Genomic DNA, 20,673 nt, shown 5'->3' with positions numbered 1-20,673 from the left:
CAAGTCTGTTCCCAATAACAAAAAGGGTGGACTATCCGCAGATAGGCCACCCGATCGCGCTCCAGGCGAACCAGAGGTCTAGGTATACTGGCTCGGAGCTGGGTATTCCCCATTGAGCACGTAGTTGCCCACATCGCGAAACTTGTAGGCCACCGGGTCGTGCAGGGTAAAGGTGCGCAGGTCGCGCCAGTAGCGGTCAAAGCCGTGGCGGCTGGCGGTAGCTCTGGCCCCCATACCATCAAAGATCTGGTTAGTGATGGCCAGCCCGGCGGTGATCGCCACGGCCTTGGCGGCGGCAACGGTGACGGCGATTTCGCCCCGTTCGGCAAAGGTTAGGGCCGTCTTTTTCTGCCAGCCCATTTGAATTTGCTCGGCGGCCTGATCGGCCAGGGCGATCGCTGCTTGCAGCTGCGCCCACGCTTCGCCATACCGATGCAGAATGTACGGATCCTGGCTTGCCGACTCAACCCCTGAAAACATCCAGGGGCGGCTTTCGCTCTTGGTATAACTGCGGGCGGCCTTGAGAGCACCCTCGGCGATGCCCAGGTAGGTAAACACCTTGCCCATCTGCGCCACCAAAAAAATCAGCGTTGGAAAGGCGCTTTCGGGCACGGGCGGCGGCCCGATCAGCTCATCATCATTCACCACTACGTTGTCAAACTGGTAGCTACCGCTGGCGGTGCGGCGCTGGCCCATGTTGTCCCAGTCGTGGTTATAGGCCCAGCCGGGGCGATTTTTGGGCAGCACAAACACCAGGGGGATGTCGCCTTCGGGGGGCATTGCGCCAATAATGCTGAGGTCGGCCACCGCCAGCCCGGTGCCAAAGCTTTTCACCCCGTTGACTCGAAAGCCGCCCTCGGGGGCCGGGGCTATTTTGAGCCGCGAGTCTCGCCCGTTGAGGGCGTTGGCCCAAAACAGATTGTGCTGGGCGGTGAGACGGTAGTAGTACTCCGCCTGGCCGGGGCGACCAATGGCTTCAGCCGCCACCACCAGGGAGACGTGGTTGGCGTAGAGCTGCCCCACTGACCCCTGGGCATTGGCCAACGCCTGCACCGCTTGATATACCTGGGGCCAGGTCGCCCCAGCGCCGCCGTACTGGCGAGGGATAGGCAGCAGCAGCAGCCCAGACTGCTTCAGGGCCTCGACCTCGGCGGTGGGCAGACCCGCTTCACGGTCTTGAGTAACGGCGTCGGCAGCTAGCTGCTCGGCCACCTGGGTGGCCGAGCTGAGATAGTCCGTAAAGGTAATAGAAGGACGTGTTGCTTGCATTAGGGTAGGTCTCCTTTGGGGAATATGGGGGAGGGAAGATTGCATTGGTGTATGGGTTAGAGCTAGACGTAAGCCCCGCCGCCCCCTTGGCATAGCTATACCAAGGGGACGGGGTGGCTCTACCCGGCTGTGGATGGGGCGCAATTTAATTGGCCTTGTCGCGGTTTTCGTCGCGCAGTTTGTCGAAATCTACTTTGTCGCGATTTGCTTCGCGCAGTTTGTCAAAATCTGCTTTGTCGCGGTTTTCGTCGCGCAGTTTGTCGAAATCCACTTTGTCGGTAGTTACTTCGCCCGATCCGTAGGCAGAATAGGCGGCGGCAAAGGCGGGTGAAAAGGTAGTGGCTGCGATCGCAGCAGTCAAGACAAACAATGCAGTGCGTTTCATAGTATTCGGCTCCTTATAGAGTTCAGAAAGGGTTGTGCAAATTAGCTTGATTGCTCCTTAAGGTGACGATCGCAAACATTTTTGCGAGAACAATACTGCTCCAGAACATGCTCTGGCGATCGCACCCTTGAGGTAGCTTTCCTCACTACATCGAACCCTATTGCCCAAACGAGAATAAGCCGAGAGAGAATCGAGAAAACTTTGAGAATAATTTGAGAAGTTGCGCTCAATCCCACCAAAGTTCCCGAGTTTTTCTCAGTTTTGATTCCAGTTTTTCCCTATTGCTGCCTAGGTTCAGAGCATCCCCACCGCTAGAACCCCCAGGAGCCAACCATGTTTATTGCCCCCAGTCTGCCTCGGCTAAACGCTACGGCTAAAGCAAGTCAGCAGCGATCGCAACCACCGCTGATCGAGCATCCCTTCGGCTATGTTTATCGCCCGATCTGGCACAACCGCTTTTGGGAGGTGCTGTCGATCATTTGGGGCGATCGCCAGACCTCAAAGCCCCACTGCCACCAGGTTTCTTTTAACCTCACGCGAGTGCAGTCGGGCTGCATTTTAGAGCGCAAATATCGCACCTCCGGCGGTCAGCTCGTGGTGGCCTCCGAGCGGGTGCTGACCGCTGGCCAGTGGACCTGGACGCTGCCGTTTCAGGTGCATGAGCTGATTGGGCTGGGCGATCGCAGCCAAACCCTGCATTTCTATTTTCCGGGCAGAAAATCTACCGTTCACCATCCCTGAGTTGTGCAAAAAAATCTCGACTTTCTCCCCGGTTTTCTCCTGGCATCTTCTCGACTGCTCTCTACCTTAAGACTCAAGAGCAAACGCAGCTCTCCTTCCCACCTCTTCAGGAGCCACTATGTATCCCTTCATCTCGACCGAAACTTACTTAACCGCCAGCCAGCCAGCCCTCCGGTTGCGACCGCAGCTGATCGCCACCTCTATTTTGCTGACGCTCACCGCCTTTTTCAGCCAGGGGCACCAGCCCAAAATTCGCGAAACTGCCAGCGATGGCAGCAAAACCTGGCAGGTCTACGACCCCGCCAGCCACCAAAAAGCTACCTTTTATTCAGAAGATGACGTGCGGATATGGCTGGAAAACCGCTACCGACAGTAACTCGCTGAGCACCCCAAGCCAAAACCTGGCCTGCACCTCACAAAAAGCTACAGTTTTGCTTGAGCGCTACTTTGAGCAGGCTTTTGTACTCGCGATCGCCCATCACATAGGCCCCAAACCGCTCCAGATGCGGGTTCATCATTTGGGCGTCAAACAGGGCAAAGTGGCGCTGGCGCAGGTGCTCGACCAGCTTGACCATCGCCACCTTAGAGCCCTCAGAAATGCGAAAGAACATCGACTCGCCAATAAACGCGCCACCGATCACCAGGCCCAAAATTCCGCCCGCTAGCTCGTCTCCCTGCCAGGTTTCAAAGCTGTAGGCCCAGCCTGCCCGATAAAGTTCGCTGTAGACCTGCCTGAGTTCGTTCGAGATCCAGGTGGTGTCGCGATCGGCGCAGCCGCTGACCACGTCTTCAAAAGCCTGGTTGATGGCGACCCGAAAGCGGTTTTGGTTGAGCGATCGCCGCAGCGACTTGGGGTAGCGAAAGCGATCGTCCAGCGGAATCAGGGTGCGCTGGCGGCTTGAATACCAGCCCAGATCGTCGCCCTCACCGTCGGCCATTAAGAAATACCCCTGGGAGTAACCGCGAATAATGGCGTCTAGGTCGTACTTGAGAAAGGTCACGATATTTTCAAGGGATGGGGGCTCAGCGAATGGATTCTCAATGGCTAGAGTCTCAACGGATGGTCGAGTACAGATCGGTGAGTGATGATTCTTTACGCTCTGCCGCCTTCGGCCCAAGGCCAGAAACTAAGGCGGTAGTATTGAGTGTACAGAAGGTTTTCTCAGGCTGCTTCCCCCCCGCACCGATGACTGACCCCCTCGACCCAATTATGCTGCCGCCCCCGGAGGATGCTCAACAGGAGGGGCAATGGCTCAAGTCGGCACTGCTGACCTGGTTAAATGCAGAATATTTGCCAGAGCCAGCCAATCGGAAAATTGCTGAGCGAGCGGCCCAGGTGTTTGTGCGCCAGCGCATGGAGGGCGAAAACGACGTTGGCTCGCTGGTGATGGCCATTTTGACCGAGCTACAGGCCTTCGATTTTTCAGACAGCTTCTACGGCGAGTTTGCCGTCGCCAATGCCGTCGGCGACCTGCTGTTCGACAGCCTGGGCATCGATCGCTGCTGCGGGCGTTCTACTACCCTTGAACCCAACCGCGTGGGCAGGCTCCCAGATGGCGACGATACAGAAGGCGATATCCACTAACCTGTAACGATACGCCGTTATCTCAGGCCTATGACTTCTCTAACCCTGACCCTTGACCCGGTGGTGCGGCTCACCCGCGAGCAGTTCTATGAGCTGTGCAAAGTTAATCACGACATCCGCCTGGAGCGCAGCAGTACGGGAGATTTGATCCTTATGCCACCTACGGGCTGGGAATCAGGTAAGCGCAATGCAGACCTAACCACCGACTTGAATATTTGGAATCGCCAGTCTCAGGCGGGTATTGTATTTGACTCTTTCACCGGGTTCTCGCTGCCCAACGGGGCCGATCGCTCGCCTGACGTGGCCTGGGTCGAAAAATCGCGCATCGAGGCCATCAATCCAGACCCAGCCAAATTTCTACCCCTGGCTCCCGATTTCGTGATTGAGCTGCGCTCGGCAACGGACAAGCTGGCCACGCTACAGCACAAAATGGCCGAGTATCGCGATTGCGGCGTGCGGCTGGGGTGGCTGATTGACCCCCAAGAAAAGCGAGTAGAAATTTACCGCCTGGGACGACCTACTGAGTACCTAAACCAGCCAGAACAGCTCTCAGGTGAAGACGTGCTGCCGGGCTTTGTGCTCACGCTAGCAACAATCTGGGAGTAGATTCTGAGCACTCAAACCAAAAAGGCTTGAGCAATGCCCAAGCCTTTGAAATAGAAAAATATAGAGCTGAGGGCAAAACCCTTGAGTCAGCTCGGATAGCTAAATCTACCAGCTCGACTTAACCACGCCGGGCAGTAGCCCCTGGTGGGCCATCTCGCGCAGCTTGTTGCGGCAGAGGCCAAAGTCGCGGTAGTAGCCCCGAGGGCGACCCGTCATCCAGCAGCGATTGTGCAGGCGAGTTGGCGCGCTGTTGCGGGGAAGCTGCTGAATCTTGCGGTGAACTGCCACCTTTTCCTGTTGGTTAGTGGCATTGCTAAACTCTTCCAGCAGCGCCTCGCGCTTCTGGGCGTACTTTGCCACCATCTTTTCCCGCTTGCGCTCCCGCGCAATCATGCTTTTCTTAGCCATTTGGTTTCTCTAGCCGTAAGACCTTTTTATCACAGACACAGTCTACTACTATACGCGACGCGAGCCAGGAGAGTAAACCCCACCCAGTGGTTTTTTCTGCCCGTGCCGTTGGCTGTTGGCTTCGACTTCGCTCAGCCAACAGCCAGCGGCGAAGCACAACGCCACAGCTAGCGTGAAAAAGCCTGCCGCCGCCGGTTCGGTTTTCTGCCCTCGGAATGGTCTCACCACCCCACTAGAGTAGAGTCAGAAGATTTTTTATTGTCAGAAGAATTTTTGGGAGGTATCCCCATGGCTAGCTTAATTCCATGGATTTTCTTTGCCTGGGCGGTCGGTATTATTGTGATGCAGTTTATTAGCTAATGCTCTTTTCCTTAAAGGCAGCCCTATGCCCGCTCTAGGTTCGGTGGTGACAACCCCCAGCGATCGCTTTCAGTACACCCCGCCCGCTGCTACCCACCAGGCCCGCCGCATTCTGGTCAAGCCCAATCTCGGCTACCCCGTGGGGCCACCGGCCACCGTCAGCCTGGCGGTGCTGGGAGAGGTGATTCGAGGCTTGCAAACCCACAGCCCCAGGGCGGAGATCTTCATCGTCGAAGGGGTGTGCTCTAAGGTCGCGTTTGAGACCATCATGGCTAAGTTGGGCGTACATGAGCTGTTGTGCGATCGCGTTCACCTGCTCAATGCCGATGAGCTAGAGCTAGCCGAGTACCCCAACCGCTCCCCCAGCCCGGTGCGGTTCAAAACCATGTGGGCACCCAAACTGTTGCAAGAGGTAGACTGCTGTCTGTCGGTGAGCGCCTTCAAACGAACTCAACTCAAAGGAGAGCCGCTGATTTCGGCCTCGCTTAAAAATCTCTACGGCCTATTTCCCAGAGCCAAATACAAAGCCCGCAGCGCTAGCTCTCGGGGGCAGCTGCATCGGCCCTCGGTGCCGCTGGTGTTGCAGGATGTCTACTACACCCTAGGCCCGTACTTCGCGGGCGGCGTAGTGGACTGCACCCAAAAGTTTGTCAGCCGCGACTGGCAGCCCGATCGCGGCGACAGCGTTCCCATTGGCCAGGTAATTTACGGCGACAACCTGCTCGCCGTCGATCGCGCCGCCTGTCAGGCGGGGCAGGAAGCGATCCCTAACTACGTTACCGCCCTGGAACGCCAGCCCTAGCGAGCAAAGATGAAGGTAGGGGCCACATCGGTGGGAACATAGCCAGCGGCACTGCACTGCAGCAGCGAGTCAACCACCGCCAGTTCGGCGGCAGTAGCCACGCCCACCACACAGTCAGAAAAGCGCAGGGGCAGCACGCTGCGACGGCAGCCGTTGAGCACGGCGGTAGAGTTGGCGACCTCTAGGCTCTGGTGGATGTCACCGACGCAGGTGGCCAGCTCTTTGGGGCGGCGATCGCTCTGGCAAGCTACTAAAGCCTGCTCGACGTCAATATCGCCAAAGCCAGTGACATCGAGGGTGCAGCTGGAAAGGTCGGTCGGGTCGAGGGCTTTACCGCAGGCCCCCGCTGCCGCCGAGCCGTCTAAGCCCGCCTCGATCAGGGCGCTGGCGCAGGTCTCATAGTCGTTGGCAAAAGCCTTTGGGGCCGAGAGCAGCACCATGGGCGTGGCCAGCCCCGCGACTAGGGCAAACGGTATTGCAAGGCACTGGCGACGGGTAGCAGAAGCTAGAAAATAAACCATAACAGAACGTTAAAGGTTATATCGGTTGGTTAACGGGCGTAATTAGCGGTTACAGTCTGTTGATCAATTGATTACAGAGGATTAGCTCTCTAAAGTTAGCTCAGGCAGCATTGGCTTAAACCAATAGCCGCCCTCCTCAATGTTTCTGGTCGTTGAATCTTCTACAGTGAAGAGTAGCAGGAAAAACTCAATTTCGTGACACAGAGGTTAAGGCAGTATGCACCTGAGTGACATAACTCACCCCAATCAACTTCACGGCCTATCGATTCGCCAGCTGGAAGACGTCGCCCGTCAAATTCGTGAAAAGCACCTAGAAACCGTGGCGACTAGCGGCGGTCACCTGGGCCCAGGGCTAGGGGTAGTGGAGTTGACCCTGGCTCTGTATCAAACCCTTGACCTCGATCGCGACAAAGTGACTTGGGATGTGGGTCACCAGGCCTACCCCCACAAGCTGATCACGGGTCGCTACCACGACTTCCACACTCTGCGCCAAAAAGACGGGGTGGCGGGCTACCTGAAGCGCAGCGAGAGCACGTTTGACCACTTTGGCGCAGGCCACGCCTCCACCAGCATTTCGGCGGCCCTAGGTATGGCCCTGGCCCGCGACATGGCGGGCGACAACTACAAGGTGGCCGCCATCATCGGTGATGGGGCGCTGACCGGCGGTATGGCGCTGGAAGCGATCAACCACGCCGGGCACCTGCCCAACACCAACCTGCTGGTAGTGCTCAACGACAACGAAATGTCAATCTCACCCAACGTGGGGGCGATTCCGCGCTACCTGAACAAAATGCGCCTCAGCCCGCCGGTGCAGTTTCTCACCGACAACCTGGAAGAGCAGTTCAAGCACCTGCCCTTTGTCGGCGAGTCGCTGTCGCCCGAGCTAGACCGGGTGAAAGAGGGCATGAAGCGGCTGGCGGTGCCCAAGGTGGGGGCCGTGTTCGAAGAACTGGGCTTTACCTACATGGGGCCAGTCGATGGCCACAACCTGCAAGAGCTGATCACCACCTTTAAAGAGGCCCACAAGCATACCGGGCCGGTGCTGGTGCATGTGGCCACCACCAAGGGCAAGGGCTATGCGATCGCCGAGAAAGATCAGGTGGGCTACCACGCTCAGTCACCTTTTAACCTCTCCACCGGCAAGAGTTTGCCCTCCACCAAACCCAAGCCGCCCAGCTACTCCAAGGTGTTTGCCGAAACCCTGATCAAATTAGCTGAAGACAACCCCAAAATTGTCGGCATTACCGCCGCTATGGCCACCGGCACCGGCCTAGACAAGCTACAACAGGCCCTGCCCAAGCAGTATATCGACGTCGGCATCGCCGAGCAGCACGCCGTTACCCTGGCCGCCGGTTTGGCCTGCGAGGGTATGCGTCCCGTCGCCGCCATCTACTCCACGTTCTTGCAGCGCGGCTTCGACCAGATTGTCCACGACGTCTGCATTCAAAAGCTGCCGGTGTTCTTCTGCCTCGACCGAGCGGGTATTGTCGGGGCCGACGGGCCCACTCACCAGGGCCTCTACGACATCGCCTACCTGCGCTGCATTCCCAACATTGTGCTGATGGCCCCCAAAGACGAGGCCGAACTTCAGCGCATGCTGGTGACTGGCATTAACTACACCGATGGGGCGATCGCCATGCGCTACCCCCGTGGCAGCGGCTACGGTGCCCCCCTGATGGAAGAGGGCTGGGAGCCTCTACCGATTGGTGAGGCCGAGGTGCTGCGCCAGGGCGACGACGTGCTGCTGTTGGGCTACGGCTCGATGGTGTACCCCGCCATGCAGACCGCCGAGATTCTCAGCGAGCACGGTGTAGAGGCCACAGTGGTGAACGCTCGCTTCGCCAAACCCCTGGATGAGGCGCTGATTTTGCCCCTGGCCAAGCAGATCGGCAAAGTGGTGACGCTGGAAGAAGGCTGCTTGATGGGCGGCTTTGGCTCCGCCGTGGCCGAATCGATTTTGGATGCCCAGGTGCAGGCCTCAGTGCTGCGCATCGGCGTGCCCGATGTGCTGGTCGACCATGCCTCCCCCGATCAGTCGAAGGCGACCCTGGGGCTAACGCCACCCCAGATGGCCGATCGCATTCTGGCTACCTACCAGGTGGAGAGGCCTGCCCTAGTGCGGTAAAGACACCTCTCAGATAGCAGAAGCCAGGAGTCAGGAGTCGTGGAAAACGGCATTTGGCTCCTGGCTTTTGACTCCTAGATGCTGGTCGCACACCTTTGAGGAGCATGTCACCCCAGCTGCCCAGCTGGCCGCCGTTGCCCACCAGTCTCAACTGCCCTTCGGTATTGATGCCAGCGCGTAAGCGATGGCGGGACATCGTCAGTCATAGATTTCGCTGCGGTGTCCAACTCGGTCAATGGTGAGAATGCGAAGGGTGCGATCGCATTCGTAAATTACCCAACGGTGTACGCCATTGCTAGCTCAGCCCGAGCTCTTTCAACGCTTCACTGGAAGACAGTGTTTGGGTTTCTCCAATCCGCCTTTTTTCTTGCAGGGTCAAAAGTTGTTGCTTAAACGAAGCTTTCAGCGGCTTCCCAGCATCAGGATCCAGCAATAAATCTTGCAGGGCATCTTCCACGGTTTCGCGAATCAAGTTCATAAACTCATCTAGGGTCAAGTCTTTGATTTGCATAGCGGTTTTACTCTGGAAGGGCGCTCAATCATCCCTCCATACGATCGAATTTTAGGGGACGACAAGAAGCAAGTATTGTGATAACCCTCTCCTCGATAGGTTTATCACAATGCCCCATCGGGAGAGGCATATGGGGACTCAGCAATTCCTCTTATAAGGGGATTGATGAGATGGTTTTACCAAGGGGTTACTGCCTGAACTTAGGCTAAAAGCCAGTGATGATAGTACTTCTTAGTTGCCAAAGACTATATCTCCACCGGATCGCAGCGAATTTCGACCATAAAGCCGTCGGGGTCGTAGAAATACACGCCGCGCCCGGTGGGACGGGTGACGGGGCCGTGAGCGATCGCGATCTGATTCGCTTTCAGCACCGCCAAAGCGCCATCAAACTCTGATGGCGCAATGTCAAAGGCCAGGTGGTATGCGCGGGTGAAAGATTTGTCGGGGTCAGGATCAGGCGGCTCCAGGTCTGGGGCACCAAACAAATCGAGAATGAGCCCGTCGGGCAGTACAAAGTTAGCCACTTTGCCCGTGGCAACCAGCTCCTTCAGCGTGTCGTCCACCTCATCCCCCGTTAATTCTCGCAGCCCTAGCAGGCCACCGTAGAACTGGCGCGAGGCATCCATATCCTTTACGTTCAGCGCCAGGTGATGAATGCGGCGCAACTGGCCGGGTCGCAAGGTGGCCTGAGTTAATGGTGCAGGGCTGGTGCTCATGGGCATCGTCCAAGAAGAGAGCGACTTATGATGTGATTATAGAAAACCTACCGCGCTCAACTTCTGGCCATCGCAGACCAAACCCTCGAACTCACCGTTGATCATCCCGACCCGGAGCGGCTCGATCGCTGGCTCACCGCCAACGTCAAGGAACTTTCCCGCAACCGCGTACAAAAGCTGATCGACTGGGAGTACGTGCAGCTCAACGGACAGCTCTGTACGAATAAAAAGGAAGCCGTCCAGGCGGGCGATCGCATCCACCTGACCATCCCCGAGCCCCGCCCCCTGGAACTGACGCCAGAGGCTATTCCCCTCGACATTCTCTACGAAGACGAGCACCTGATCATTCTCAACAAGCCCGCTGGCCTGGTCGTGCACCCCGCCCCCGGCAACATGAGCGGCACCCTGGTCAATGCGGTGCTGGCCCACTGCGGCGACCAGCTGTTAGGCATTGGCGGCGTGCAGCGCCCCGGCATTGTGCACCGACTCGATAAAGACACGACCGGGGCGATCGTGGTGGCCAAAACCGACCTGGCCCACAGCGACCTGCAGGCCCAAATGAAAGCCAAAACCGCCCGGCGCGAATACCTGGGTTTGGTCTACGGTGCCCCCAAAGCCGACTCGGGCACCATTGATGCACCCCTGGGTCGCCACCCCGCCGACCGCAAAAAGAATGCTGTCGTGCCGCTCGAAAAAGGTCGCACCGCCATCACCCACTGGCAGATTGAAGAGCGCCTGGGCAATTTCTCGCTGCTGCGCTTTCGCCTGGAAACCGGGCGCACCCACCAGATCCGCGTCCACAGCACCCACATGGGCCACCCCATTGTCGGCGACCCCACCTACGGCTCGGGCCGCGATGTAGGGGTAAACCTGCCGGGACAGGCTCTCCACGCCGAGCGGTTAGAGCTGCGGCATCCAGCGACGGGGGAACAGGTGGTGGCGATCGCCCCCCTGCCCGACCACTTTCTCAAACTGCTGGCGGTGCTGCGAAGTCGTACTGTCTAGCCTTTGGGTAAGGGTTACGACTCCGTCAGCAGCCAGTCAACCAGCTCTTGCACGCCCGCGCCGCGATCGCCAGCCATTACCCGGTCGGCCAAAGTTTTCAGCTCGGGCACCGCGTTAGCAACGGCTACCCCCAGGCCGCAGGCCGCTAGCAGACTGCGATCGTTCTCGGCATCGCCAACGCCCACCGCCTGCTCTGGCCCCAGGCCCAACTCTGCCAGAGCCACCGCCAGCCCGCTCGCCTTGTTGATCCCCTGGGGCAGCACCATCACCGCTTTTTTATTGCGAATTACCGTCGCCGCTAGGCCCAACTCCTGCACGGTGCGCTCCACCGTTTCACCGTGGGGTTCCCAGGTGGCCACCACGATCTGCCCCTGGCTGATGGGGCCTACGCCCTGGGCCATCAAGGTGTCAATCAATATCGACGATAAAGGTTCAGCCAGCAGCCGCGTCGTGTCCTGGGCGGGTTGGTAAAAGACTGCGCCATTCTCGGCCACAATACCCTCAAACAGGTGCTCGTGAGGAAACACCTGCAACAGCTCATCGAGCTGTCTCCCGGTTACCAGCAGCAGTCGCCCTCCCGCCTGCCGGTAGCGCTTCAAGGCCGCCAGAGTGGCCCCATCGACAGTGCCCTGGGTGGCCAGAGTCCCGTCGTAATCGGTGGCAATCACAGCGTATTTCATCGGTGGGGGTGTCGCATCAGGCACAATAGAGTTTAAGCGCTGGTCAGAGAAACAAAAGCTACACCAGGTACAGACCTCAGAGGATAGATTGACCACAGCACGGTTTCCAAACGCGGTTGGGCCATACGCCTGACCCAACTACATCCAAACCGCGATCGCAGCCGTACCGGTTCCAGAATGTTGATATTGCCCCACCCGTTGTCATGCTTAAGCTTACTTCCCTTCCCTCCCCCCTGCATCGGCTTTTTAGACGTTTAGCAACTATCGGTGGCGCAGGTGGGTTATTAGCGACGTTGGTCGTTCCGGTTCAATCTTCAGCAATGGCTCTGTCAGGACCCGCCGCCCCTCGTCTTAGCTCAAATGCACCGGGCATAGCAGCCCTCCCCGCCCTAACCCCCAGAGACAAACAAGACCCTTCTTCCCCAGCCATCCCCCCCCTGCCAGACCCCGTTCCAGCTGCCATTGACCCAGACGAAGCTGGCATTATCAGCCTCAGCCCTGCCCCCAATGACGACATCGGCCTGGGCCTCCTGCGCCCGACTGGCCCTAATGCTCCGCTACTGGGTGCTGAATGGCTGCGCGGAGTAGCCCTACCCATCTATCCGACCCCCGAAAGCGAGCCCTGGGGCTGGTTAATCAACGGCTGGCTGATTCCCAACGGCGCAGATCCCCTGGCCATTGGTCGCGATGCAGCTTTTTCAATGGTGCAAACCGATCAGCAGCTCTACACCTTTCCAGTGCTCGAAGTTCGCCCCGACGGCTGGTTTCGTTTTCAGTACACGCCAGCTGGAACAGCCTGGGCCCACACCTCCCATTTAGCGCTCGGCAATGTGCCCCTCGCTATAGAAACCTGGGAAGCTTCGATGAAAAATGCAGCTCGCATTCAGTTTCGACGGCCTGGGCTATCGCAGCCGATGCGGCTCGCCCCCACGGGCACCGCTCCGCTCCAGGCGCTGGTGGGGCCAAACAGCATTATTCAACCCCTAGATCTCGACGGCGACTGGCTGCGGGTGCGCGTTACCCAACCCGCTCAGGGCTGTACCCCACTGCCGGGTTCTAGCACAGCAGAAGGCTGGGTGCGCTGGCGCAGCGACACCGATGTGCCCCTGATCTGGTTTTCTGCTACCGATTGCCAAACCGGCAGCCGCCCCTAACTGCGGCACCCTAGCCCGGCAGCCGCTCCATTAGCCTTTGCAGGCGAATTTTGGTCATAACATAAAATGGAAACTGGTAGTGCTCAGCCACCAGCCAGCCCACCATCGTGCCGTGGGCGACCAGGGTGCCGATGGCCCAGGCCAAAGACCAGTTGATGCCCGCGCTCTCTTCTAGCGGAGGAAACACGTACCCCCCCAGCGCTACAATTCCGGCGGGAAAAATCACCAGAGCCAGACCTACTACCCACAGAGTGAGGGTAATATCGCTACGGCTTTGGTAGAGCGGCTGCCAGCGCCATCCCTGCCAGCGCCACCCCATGGGCTGCACGCTATCGACGACATGCACCGTCTGCTGGTCCAGGTTGACGTCGAAAATATGGCGGCAAAAGCTACAGGCGTAGGCATCCATAAGGGCCATAGGCTGTATCTGCCCGTGCCGACAGACAGGGCAATCGTAGCTATCGGCCCCGTCGAGACCGAGCAGCCGCTGCGTTTTTTGCTTACCTGACGCTATCTTGCTGCTGCCCATAGGCAATCCTCAACCCAATTGGCTAGCTATTTTGGGTACGGTGCTGACCAGATAGCCCCTAACAGAACTCAGCCACATCTGACTCAGCTTAGGAGGCGATCTGATACAGCCTCCTAAAGTTTAATCGATACAGCTAAGCCCAGGGGTAAGCCGCGATCGCTCTCCCCGCTTATCTATCCTTCAAAATAAGGCTACAGGGCGACGCTACAGCGAGCTAACCATGGGTGCGCCTACGGTGCGGGTGTAGTCTTGCCCCTCATAGGTCATGATCACCACAGGCTCTTGCCCAGACATATCGACCGACTTAACTTTGATCCGCCCGCCTGCCAGCATATCGCCCTGGCTGACTCGACGGCTCACGGTGCTGCCCGGCTCGGTCACAATCACGCTGACGCCGCTGCCCACCTGCACCACGCCGCTGACGACGACCTGATCAACCAGGTTTTGAAATACTGGGCTGCCGGTGGGGGCAACCGCAATATCGGTGGGGAGGGGGGGCACGCTACCCGGCAGGAAGGGAGCAGGCAAATTGGGCAACGCCACCGACTGAGCTGGAGCCTGGGGCAGAGGGGGTAGGCTCTGGGTAGCCACTACGGGCACCGTCGGCAGCCCCCTAGACGCGACAGCGGCCGGTACCGGCGTTAGCGCAGCCGCCGCTGGGGTAGGGCGCGAGGCTTTGGGGCCAGGCAGCACCACCGAGGCAAAGGGGTCAGGACGACCCGCCGCCACGGCTTCGACCCGAGCCTGGGAAGAGGTTGAGCGCAGCAGGTTAGGCTCGGCCAAACGCAGAGGGGCCGAAGGCTGGAAGAAAGGCTTGGACTGAAACGGCGTCGCTGATTCGTCAGTTTGGGGTACCAGCGCTTCCTGGGGATCAGCCGAGGCCGTGTCGGTGGCCATCAGGTCAGAGTTTTCGGAATCTACCCCAGCCGCCTCAGGACTAGAGCTGCCCATCGTGAGTTTGAGCGCTGCCCCTGCGGCGATCGCCAGCAGCAAACCACCCGAAATAGCGGCGTACAGCTTGCGCTTAGACAGGCCGTTGAGCTTAGTTTCCCCAGCTGGCCTGGGCTTGGCAGAGTAGGTCATCGCAGCATCTCCCCACAATTTTCTCCTAACATTAGCGAATTCTGCAGAAAGTGGCGCATTTCGAGCGCACTTTAGTATCGCTACGGCTAGGGCATGCGATCGCAGCGTGATCCCAAGCGCAATATCAACTTTCGACCCTGAGGCGCGGTTAAACGTTTTCGGCCGCGATCGCGCGGGTTCTATGCCGCCGCTGGTGCATGGCCTGTAGCTGTAGAAGCAGAGCCTCGGCCTCAGCCTGCAGGTGCAACAGCTCCACCTGCTGATTGGGAGGGTAAGGGGCCTGGTGCACCTCAATCCAGCAAATTTTGTCGTCGAGGGCGGGGGTCGTCTCACGCCCTGCAGCCCCGAAGGCTAACTCTGGCGCTGCCCTCAAGGCTGTCTTACTAGATGGAGCAGCAGCTTCAGCATTGGCTTGGTCTAGGGGGGCGTTCATAGGAGAAGTAATACGATAGGAAATTGTACTCAGTCAGAAAGTTAAGGCATTTTAACCCTACTGTCCAGAGGGCAATCTTAAACCAATCCCTTCCGGCCATTTGGTTTAACCTGGGCAGTTTGCAAACCGGATAGCGGCTTGGTCAAGCCGACTCCCCAGTTACCCCGGCAAAACTACGGCACTTGATCCGCTGAGGTCAAGGCTCACGGTAAACTAGAAAACAAAAAGCTGGTGTTCGGGTCGAGCTGCCGATCCCCTGGGCCTGCAACGCTCTCAAACATTAACCTTCTCAATTATTAGTACTTTAGACCTACCGTGACCCTAAGCATAAATCCTGCCGCTGCCACCACCCCAGTCTCTCGGCCCCAGGCCACCGGGCTACAGCCCTGGCCCGGGCTCATTGAGGCCTACCGAGCCTACCTGCCTGTGACAGATCAAACTCCGGTGGTCACCCTATGCGAGGGCAACACCCCCCTAATTCCAATGCCGAGCCTGGCAGGGCACATTGGCAAAGATGTCAAAGTTTGGGTCAAGTACGACGGCCTCAACCCCACCGGCAGCTTCAAAGACCGGGGCATGACCATGGCTATTTCTAAGGCCAAGGAGGCCGGAGCTGAGGCCGTTATCTGCGCCAGTACCGGTAATACCTCCGCCGCCGCTGCCGCCTACGCCCGCCGGGGCGGCATGCGGGCCTTCGTGCTCATTCCCGACGGCTACGTGGCCCTTGGCAAACTGGCTCAGGCCTTGCTCTACGGCGCTGAAGTGCTGGCTATCAACGGCAACTTTGACGATGCCCTGACCATGGTGCGCGAGCTGGCGAAGGATTACCCCATTACCCTGGTCAACTCAGTCAACCCCTACCGCCTAGAGGGGCAAAAAACCGGAGCCTTTGAGGTAGTCGATGCCCTGGGCGACGCTCCCGACTGGCTCTGCATTCCGGTGGGCAATGCGGGCAATATCACCGCCTACTGGATGGGGTTCTGCGAGTACCACCAGCAGCGCAAGTGCAGCCGCCTACCCCGCATGATGGGCTTTCAGGCCGCTGGGGCCGCTCCGCTCGTCAGCGGTCATGTGGTGAGCGACCCGCAAACTCTGGCTACCGCCATTCGCATTGGCAACCCGGCCAGCTGGACTAAGGCTGAAGCGGTGCGCGACGCCAGCCAGGGCACGTTCAATGCCGTTACCGACGACGAAATTTTAGACGCCTATCGTCTGCTGGCCCTGGAAGGTGTTTTTTGCGAACCCGCCAGCGCCGCCTCAGTAGCTGGGCTATTGAAAGTCAAAGATCAGGTGCCCGCCGGGGCTAACATCGTCTGCGTGCTCACCGGCAACGGGTTAAAAGACCCAGATACCGCGATCGCCCACAGCAACAACCAGGTGAAGGGCGGTCTCAACCCCGATACCGCTACCCTGGCCAGGGCAATGGGGTTCTGACAATAAAGTCTGCGTTTCATCCGTAAACTGACTCAGGTGACCTGTAGCTATAGCTGGAGACTGCGAACAGCGTTCAGCGTCCCTCCAAAACAACAACGACCCTCTGCCCCGGCCCAGCGCTGGGGCTTTTTAATGGACGAGCCGCCCTGGGGCTACCGCTTCTCAGCCGCCAGAATATCGGACGATGGCCCCGATCGCACCTGAGGCCAAATGGCCTTGAGCCGGTCTAAAAAGGCATATACCGGCGGCGGCAGCAGGGCTTCGCGCAGCACAATCATCCCAATGATTCGCTCTAGCGGCTGGGGCAACTCTACGACCCGAAGCCCAGGCGGGATCGGCTCCGCGGCCAGTGAGGCCATAATCGTTGCGCCTAGCCCCCGTTCGACCATGCTGAGAATAGTCGAGTCTTCGCGCACGACATAGGCTGGCTGTATGTGCTGCCCCGATCGCTGCAGCAGGCGATCGACATACTGCCTGTCGCCGTCGTCGGGGGGCGGCAAAATCAGCGGGTGGGCCGCCAGGTCGGCCCAGGTCATCGGCTGAGAGGTCGTGGGCGAACCAGTCGGCAGCAGCGCAATGTAGCGATCGCGCAGCAGCTCCCATTGGTCAAATTCGGCCTGGGTGGGCAGGTAGGTAAACCCCACGTCGGCCCGCCCCTGGCGCAGGTCGCTTTCAACCATTTCGTAGTGAAATTTTTCGTCGATTGTAATGGCCACGCCCGGAAACTGCTGCCGAAACTGACGAATCACCTCGGGCAGAATGTGGGTGGCTACGCTGCGAAAGGCCGCAATCCGCACTTCGCCCGTTTCCAGCCCCTTAGCCTGATCGGCTTTGTGGCACAGGCTGTGGAGCGATCGCAGCACCTGCCGCGCCTCCTCAATTATTTGTTCGCCCACCGGAGTCAGCACGGCCCCCTGCCGACCCCGATTGAGCAGCAGCACCCCTAGCTCCTCCTCCAGGGTGGCGATGGCGTGGCTCACCGCCGACTGAGACAGATCTAGATGCAGCGCCGCATCGCTAAAGGATCCCTGATCGGCAATGGCCACTAGCGCCCGCAGCTGTGAGAGTTTGAGTCGATGGGGGTCAGCTTTAGCCATTGTGCTGTCCTACGTGATTCAGATAGGCTAGACCTAGACACTAACCCCTGAATGGCCCTGGGCGATAGACATTTCCCAAGATTTTCTGCCGCCTCTGCGGCATCCCCAACTGCAAGACAGTTTCACCTGCGGTTCCTAAGAGCATTGGAGCGGGCCATGATGCCAGCGCCATCCGTATTTTTGGCCATACTTTTTACCTAGTTCACCAACTAAGTCACGGAAGTTTTATTTATGAACTGTGGTATCTACTCAGGCCAGGCCGCAGACAGACAAGTAGATTAGAACCATACTGTGCCAGTCTTTGAGCTGGCCCAAGAGTAGCCCTAGGCCGCAACTGTGGACCAGTCTGCTCACCTTACCCTCCCCTAGCGGCGGGTGTCCGATGTAACCACACTCAATTACTAACTAGGTACCAGGAGATGTTTTTCAATCGTCACCTTTTAGAAGCAGGGCTCGCGGCGGCAGCCGCAGTATCTGTTAGCGTTGTGGCTACTGCCCCCGCCCAAGCCCAACTACCCACAGCCGGTCTTACTCCCAACCAGTTCTCTACCAGTCTCGGCTTTGACAACCTCAAGTCACTCAATCTGCTGGAGTCTTCTACCACGCTAGAAGAGCTGAAAAAGCTGATTAATAACGAGGCCAATGCCCTCTCCCAGAGCTTTCTATCTCAGTACCAGCTCGATACCAGCAAGCTGTTTTGGAATGGGGTAGACCCTGTTGAGGTGTACTTTATCAACGAGGGCGCAGGCTACCGTAACCAGCTCTTTTATACAGCTAAAGACAGCTCCGGCAGCCTGATCAGCGACGGCAAAATCTTTGACGATATCTCGTCTCCCGACAGCAAGCTGAGCGAAAAGAACGGCCCGCTGGCGCTGGGCCAAGGCGTCAGCCTGGGTGGGTTTGTCGGCGCTACCCAGCTCGACTTTATGATTAAGTCGGACGGCAAGAACGGCGGCACTACTATGCTGGGCACCAACAACGCCGCCAACCCCAATGGTCTTCAGCACGTCGTGGCCTTTCAGCACAAAGACTGGATCATCCTGGGCTTTGAGGATATTGTCGGCGGCGGCGATCGCGACTACAACGACGTGATCTTTGCGGTGCGCGGCATTCAGCATGGGGCACCGCCTGCCGAAGATGTGCCTGAACCCTCTGCTCTTTTGGGCATACTAGCCCTAGGCGTTGGTGGCTTTACCACCCTGCGTCGCCGCAAAGTGGCCGCAGAATAGCTCAATCGAGCTAGCTCAAGGCGCTGATAGCGCCTTCTGTCAAAGTGATGCACCCTGATGGTAGACGGGAGGTGAGATAACTCACCTCCCGTTTTCTTTTTAGCCAGTTCTTTTCGGCGAGTACTAGACCACGATCGCCAGCTCTCAGCGCAGCCATCACCCAGCGCAGCCATTACACTGGGGCTCTCAGGCCTGTATCAGAGCCTGAATATAGTCAGCGGTAAGCTCGGTCACCCGACTAATGACCCGATCGGCCCCAGCCCTTTTAAGCGCATCGTGATAGTCAGCGCGGTAAGCGTCATCGCTGGCGACGATGTGGGGCGGCAGCACGCCTATGCCCAGCCACCACCGCTGGGCATAGGCGGTTTTGGCCCTCGCAACGGTCTGCATGTCGGCAACCGTGTCGCCCACATAGATAATAGGTAGACCATCGAGCCCTGAACCTCGTGGGATTAATTGGTCGGCCACCTGCATCAGCCCAGTGGGGTCGGGCTTGCCGGGAGCATCTTCCATCGCCACCAGCAGCGGTGCCCTCAGGCCCAGGCGACGCTGCAGCACAAAGTTAGCTGAGCCCCGGGTAGCGCCGCTGAAGAATCCCCAGGCAATGCGATCGCGGGTCAAATTTTCAAAGTACGATTTTTCGACCAGCAGAGGCTCCTGGGTAATGTAGCCGGTCCACTGGTTGGGGTCGGTGGGGTGCGGCCCCCGGTAGCGCCCCTGAAAGAACTCAACAATGTCGTCGTAGTCGAGGGCAACGGTTTCTCGGCGTTTGCCTTGAGCTTCAAAGTAGCGGTAGACCAGCTCCTGCGATCCTTCCCAGTCGTTGTTCCAAATGCCTTCCCCCTTGAGGCGGTCAATGTCTTCGGTCGAGGGTCGATACCCGCCGCCAGTAAATTCCTCCACGGTATCGGCCAGGGCGCGACGGTAAGAATTACCGACATCCCGCAGTACGCCATCAATATCAAACACCGCGATCGCGCGGAGAGCAGCCGAGGAAGTCATGGTATGTATACTTGGGGTAGAGTTGAGGGAGTTGAGGTGATAGGATTATAGACTGTAGTATTTTTGGAATTGCGGCGGAGGTCTACTTGTCCAGATTTGTCCTAAAAGTACTCTGGCTAGAAAATGACGTTGCGCTGGCAGTTGATCAGGTGGTAGGTAAGGGCACCAGCCCGCTCACCTCTTATTTCTTCTGGCCCCGTAACGATGCCTGGGAACAAATGAAAACCGAGCTAGAGGGAAAGCCCTGGATCGAGGAAGAAGAGCGGGTTGAAATTCTCAACCAGGCCACCGAGATCATTAACTATTGGCAGGAGGAAGGTAAGGGTAAACCCCTCACCGAAGCCCAAGACCGCTTTCCCGAGATCACGTTTACCGGTAGCTCGTGATGGCTGTACCGAGGCGCGGGTTCTCACCAGCAGCTCTCGGTACAGGCTACATTCCTCGCGTTATGCCCTAGCCAGGGCATTAACGTTAACAAAAAGCCCACGGCCTTGGTTTTTATCAAGGCCGTGGGCTTTTTAGATAGGCAAACCAGGAGGGTTACTTGAGCCCTCCGGCGGCCTGAAGCCGAGCCCGAGCCCGCTTCAGACCCTGACGAGCTTGAATGGTAGCCTGCTTGTCCTCAGGATCGACCTCGTTCAGGCGGGTTTCGGCTTCTTGATAGGCCGCTTGGGCTTTTGCCGTGTCGATCGCATCGCCGCGCTCAGCCCCGTTGACCAGAATGATCACTTCGTTGCTGTCAACTTCGGCGAAGCCGCCCATGAGCGCAATGGGCACCCACTCTTTGTCAGATCTGACCCGCATTACCCCTACATCTAAGGCCGTTAGCAGTGGGGCGTGGCCAGCTAAGATACCCAGCTGACCGGTAGTGCTGGGCAAAATGACCTCTTCGGCCTCAGAGTCCCAGACGGTTTTGTCTGGGGCAATTACACGAACGGTTAATGCCATAACAAGGATGAAATAGGTTATCTATCACACGGGACTGGGGGCAGGTAGCT

At 58.3% G+C, this 20,673-nt stretch carries 24 protein-coding genes and 1 pseudogene; 11 read left to right on the top strand and 14 right to left on the bottom strand.

Going from position 1 to position 20,673, the window contains the following annotated elements:
* Positions 1 to 78: 78 nt before the first annotated feature.
* Positions 79 to 1,269 (bottom strand): acyl-CoA dehydrogenase family protein, encoded by a 1,191-nt coding sequence (locus ACQ4N7_RS17785; RefSeq protein WP_430712836.1) that lies wholly within the window; start codon positions 1,267 to 1,269, stop codon positions 79 to 81.
* Positions 1,270 to 1,414: 145 nt separating this feature from the next.
* Positions 1,415 to 1,654, bottom strand: a complete 240-nt coding sequence (locus tag ACQ4N7_RS17780) for a hypothetical protein (RefSeq protein WP_430712835.1) — start codon at positions 1,652 to 1,654, stop codon at positions 1,415 to 1,417.
* Positions 1,655 to 1,987: 333 nt separating this feature from the next.
* On the opposite strand from ACQ4N7_RS17780, the gene ACQ4N7_RS17775 reads away from it, so the two are divergent.
* Together ACQ4N7_RS17775 and ACQ4N7_RS17770 are read left to right on the top strand one after the other, a co-directional pair.
* Positions 1,988 to 2,395 carry a hypothetical protein gene (locus ACQ4N7_RS17775; protein ID WP_430712834.1) on the top strand — a complete coding sequence of 136 codons (408 nt, stop codon included), beginning with the start codon at positions 1,988 to 1,990 and terminating at the stop codon, positions 2,393 to 2,395.
* 118 nt (positions 2,396 to 2,513) lie between these two features.
* Positions 2,514 to 2,771, top strand: a complete 258-nt coding sequence (locus ACQ4N7_RS17770) for a hypothetical protein (RefSeq protein WP_430712833.1) — start codon at positions 2,514 to 2,516, stop codon at positions 2,769 to 2,771.
* Between the two features lie 37 nt (positions 2,772 to 2,808).
* On the opposite strand, the gene aat is transcribed toward ACQ4N7_RS17770, so the two are convergent.
* Positions 2,809 to 3,396: a leucyl/phenylalanyl-tRNA--protein transferase gene (aat, locus tag ACQ4N7_RS17765; RefSeq protein ID WP_430712832.1), complete on the bottom strand. Its 588-nt coding sequence runs from the start codon at positions 3,394 to 3,396 to the stop codon at positions 2,809 to 2,811.
* Between the two features lie 185 nt (positions 3,397 to 3,581).
* Between aat and ACQ4N7_RS17760 the strand changes: the two are divergent.
* Both ACQ4N7_RS17760 and ACQ4N7_RS17755 read left to right on the top strand, forming a co-directional pair.
* A pseudogene (locus ACQ4N7_RS17760) lies at positions 3,582 to 3,908 on the top strand (hypothetical protein); the annotation flags it as partial.
* A gap of 102 nt (positions 3,909 to 4,010) precedes the next feature.
* Positions 4,011 to 4,586: a Uma2 family endonuclease gene (locus tag ACQ4N7_RS17755; protein ID WP_430712831.1), complete on the top strand. Its 576-nt coding sequence runs from the start codon at positions 4,011 to 4,013 to the stop codon at positions 4,584 to 4,586.
* Between the two features lie 105 nt (positions 4,587 to 4,691).
* On the opposite strand, the gene rpsN is transcribed toward ACQ4N7_RS17755, so the two are convergent.
* On the bottom strand, positions 4,692 to 4,994 hold the full coding sequence (gene rpsN / locus ACQ4N7_RS17750) for a 30S ribosomal protein S14 (protein WP_430712830.1): 303 nt from the start codon (positions 4,992 to 4,994) through the stop codon (positions 4,692 to 4,694).
* A gap of 385 nt (positions 4,995 to 5,379) precedes the next feature.
* Between rpsN and ACQ4N7_RS17745 the strand changes: the two genes are divergently transcribed.
* Positions 5,380 to 6,156, top strand: a complete 777-nt coding sequence (locus tag ACQ4N7_RS17745; protein WP_430712829.1) for a DUF362 domain-containing protein — start codon at positions 5,380 to 5,382, stop codon at positions 6,154 to 6,156.
* On the opposite strand, the gene ACQ4N7_RS17740 is transcribed toward ACQ4N7_RS17745, so the two are convergent.
* A complete protein-coding gene (locus tag ACQ4N7_RS17740) occupies positions 6,153 to 6,677 on the bottom strand; it encodes a hypothetical protein (protein ID WP_430712828.1) in 525 nt (174 codons plus the stop codon). The two genes, ACQ4N7_RS17745 and ACQ4N7_RS17740, sit on opposite strands and share 4 nt — an antisense overlap.
* 217 nt (positions 6,678 to 6,894) lie before the next feature.
* Here ACQ4N7_RS17740 and dxs point away from each other — a divergent pair, with 217 nt between their 5' ends.
* The gene (dxs, locus tag ACQ4N7_RS17735; RefSeq protein ID WP_430712827.1) at positions 6,895 to 8,802 is read left to right on the top strand and encodes a 1-deoxy-D-xylulose-5-phosphate synthase; all 1,908 of its coding nucleotides are present in this window, start codon (positions 6,895 to 6,897) and stop codon (positions 8,800 to 8,802) included.
* Between the two features lie 295 nt (positions 8,803 to 9,097).
* On the opposite strand, the gene ACQ4N7_RS17730 is transcribed toward dxs, so the two are convergent.
* Positions 9,098 to 9,313: a hypothetical protein gene (locus ACQ4N7_RS17730; protein ID WP_430712826.1), complete on the bottom strand. Its 216-nt coding sequence runs from the start codon at positions 9,311 to 9,313 to the stop codon at positions 9,098 to 9,100.
* 245 nt (positions 9,314 to 9,558) lie between these two features.
* The gene (locus tag ACQ4N7_RS17725) at positions 9,559 to 10,029 is read right to left on the bottom strand and encodes a VOC family protein (RefSeq protein WP_430712825.1); all 471 of its coding nucleotides are present in this window, start codon (positions 10,027 to 10,029) and stop codon (positions 9,559 to 9,561) included.
* Positions 10,030 to 10,098: 69 nt separating this feature from the next.
* On the opposite strand from ACQ4N7_RS17725, the gene ACQ4N7_RS17720 reads away from it, so the two are divergent.
* A complete protein-coding gene (locus ACQ4N7_RS17720; protein ID WP_430712853.1) occupies positions 10,099 to 11,034 on the top strand; it encodes an RluA family pseudouridine synthase in 936 nt (311 codons plus the stop codon).
* A 14-nt stretch (positions 11,035 to 11,048) separates the two neighbouring features.
* Here ACQ4N7_RS17720 and ACQ4N7_RS17715 read toward each other — a convergent pair whose 3' ends face one another.
* Positions 11,049 to 11,714, bottom strand: coding sequence for an HAD family hydrolase (locus tag ACQ4N7_RS17715; RefSeq protein WP_430712824.1), 666 nt, complete (start codon positions 11,712 to 11,714; stop codon positions 11,049 to 11,051).
* Positions 11,715 to 12,034: 320 nt separating this feature from the next.
* On the opposite strand from ACQ4N7_RS17715, the gene ACQ4N7_RS17710 reads away from it, so the two are divergent.
* Entirely contained in the window at positions 12,035 to 12,868 is an 834-nt protein-coding gene (locus ACQ4N7_RS17710) for a hypothetical protein (RefSeq protein ID WP_430712823.1), read from the top strand.
* A 10-nt stretch (positions 12,869 to 12,878) separates the two neighbouring features.
* Here ACQ4N7_RS17710 and ACQ4N7_RS17705 read toward each other — a convergent pair whose 3' ends face one another.
* From ACQ4N7_RS17705 to ACQ4N7_RS17695, 3 genes are all read right to left on the bottom strand, one after another.
* A complete protein-coding gene (locus tag ACQ4N7_RS17705; protein ID WP_430712822.1) occupies positions 12,879 to 13,397 on the bottom strand; it encodes a hypothetical protein in 519 nt (172 codons plus the stop codon).
* Positions 13,398 to 13,601: 204 nt separating this feature from the next.
* Positions 13,602 to 14,480, bottom strand: a complete 879-nt coding sequence (locus ACQ4N7_RS17700; RefSeq protein ID WP_430712821.1) for a hypothetical protein — start codon at positions 14,478 to 14,480, stop codon at positions 13,602 to 13,604.
* A gap of 148 nt (positions 14,481 to 14,628) precedes the next feature.
* Positions 14,629 to 14,913: a hypothetical protein gene (locus ACQ4N7_RS17695; protein ID WP_430712820.1), complete on the bottom strand. Its 285-nt coding sequence runs from the start codon at positions 14,911 to 14,913 to the stop codon at positions 14,629 to 14,631.
* 327 nt (positions 14,914 to 15,240) lie between these two features.
* Here ACQ4N7_RS17695 and thrC point away from each other — a divergent pair, with 327 nt between their 5' ends.
* Complete coding sequence (gene thrC, locus ACQ4N7_RS17690) at positions 15,241 to 16,347, top strand: threonine synthase (RefSeq protein ID WP_430712852.1); 1,107 nt, start codon at positions 15,241 to 15,243, stop codon at positions 16,345 to 16,347.
* Between the two features lie 152 nt (positions 16,348 to 16,499).
* On the opposite strand, the gene ACQ4N7_RS17685 is transcribed toward thrC, so the two are convergent.
* Positions 16,500 to 17,444 carry a LysR substrate-binding domain-containing protein gene (locus ACQ4N7_RS17685; RefSeq protein ID WP_430712819.1) on the bottom strand — a complete coding sequence of 315 codons (945 nt, stop codon included), beginning with the start codon at positions 17,442 to 17,444 and terminating at the stop codon, positions 16,500 to 16,502.
* 485 nt (positions 17,445 to 17,929) lie between these two features.
* Between ACQ4N7_RS17685 and ACQ4N7_RS17680 the strand changes: the two genes are divergently transcribed.
* Positions 17,930 to 18,673 (top strand): DUF4114 domain-containing protein, encoded by a 744-nt coding sequence (locus ACQ4N7_RS17680; RefSeq protein WP_430712817.1) that lies wholly within the window; start codon positions 17,930 to 17,932, stop codon positions 18,671 to 18,673.
* A 186-nt stretch (positions 18,674 to 18,859) separates the two neighbouring features.
* Here the strand turns inward: ACQ4N7_RS17680 and ACQ4N7_RS17675 are convergent, their stop codons facing one another.
* Positions 18,860 to 19,675: a TIGR01548 family HAD-type hydrolase gene (locus ACQ4N7_RS17675; RefSeq protein WP_430712816.1), complete on the bottom strand. Its 816-nt coding sequence runs from the start codon at positions 19,673 to 19,675 to the stop codon at positions 18,860 to 18,862.
* 47 nt (positions 19,676 to 19,722) lie between these two features.
* Between ACQ4N7_RS17675 and ACQ4N7_RS17670 the strand changes: the two genes are divergently transcribed.
* Positions 19,723 to 20,061 carry a 30S ribosomal protein PSRP-3 gene (locus ACQ4N7_RS17670; protein ID WP_225887097.1) on the top strand — a complete coding sequence of 113 codons (339 nt, stop codon included), beginning with the start codon at positions 19,723 to 19,725 and terminating at the stop codon, positions 20,059 to 20,061.
* A 154-nt stretch (positions 20,062 to 20,215) separates the two neighbouring features.
* On the opposite strand, the gene atpC is transcribed toward ACQ4N7_RS17670, so the two are convergent.
* Positions 20,216 to 20,623 carry an ATP synthase F1 subunit epsilon gene (gene atpC / locus ACQ4N7_RS17665; RefSeq protein ID WP_430712815.1) on the bottom strand — a complete coding sequence of 136 codons (408 nt, stop codon included), beginning with the start codon at positions 20,621 to 20,623 and terminating at the stop codon, positions 20,216 to 20,218.
* Positions 20,624 to 20,673 lie beyond the last annotated feature (50 nt).

Origin of the sequence: Nodosilinea sp. AN01ver1 (assembly GCF_050565655.1) — a bacterium.
Lineage (GTDB): Bacteria > Cyanobacteriota > Cyanobacteriia > Phormidesmidales > Phormidesmidaceae > Nodosilinea.
This window is presented reverse-complemented; position numbering and strand designations above follow the sequence as displayed.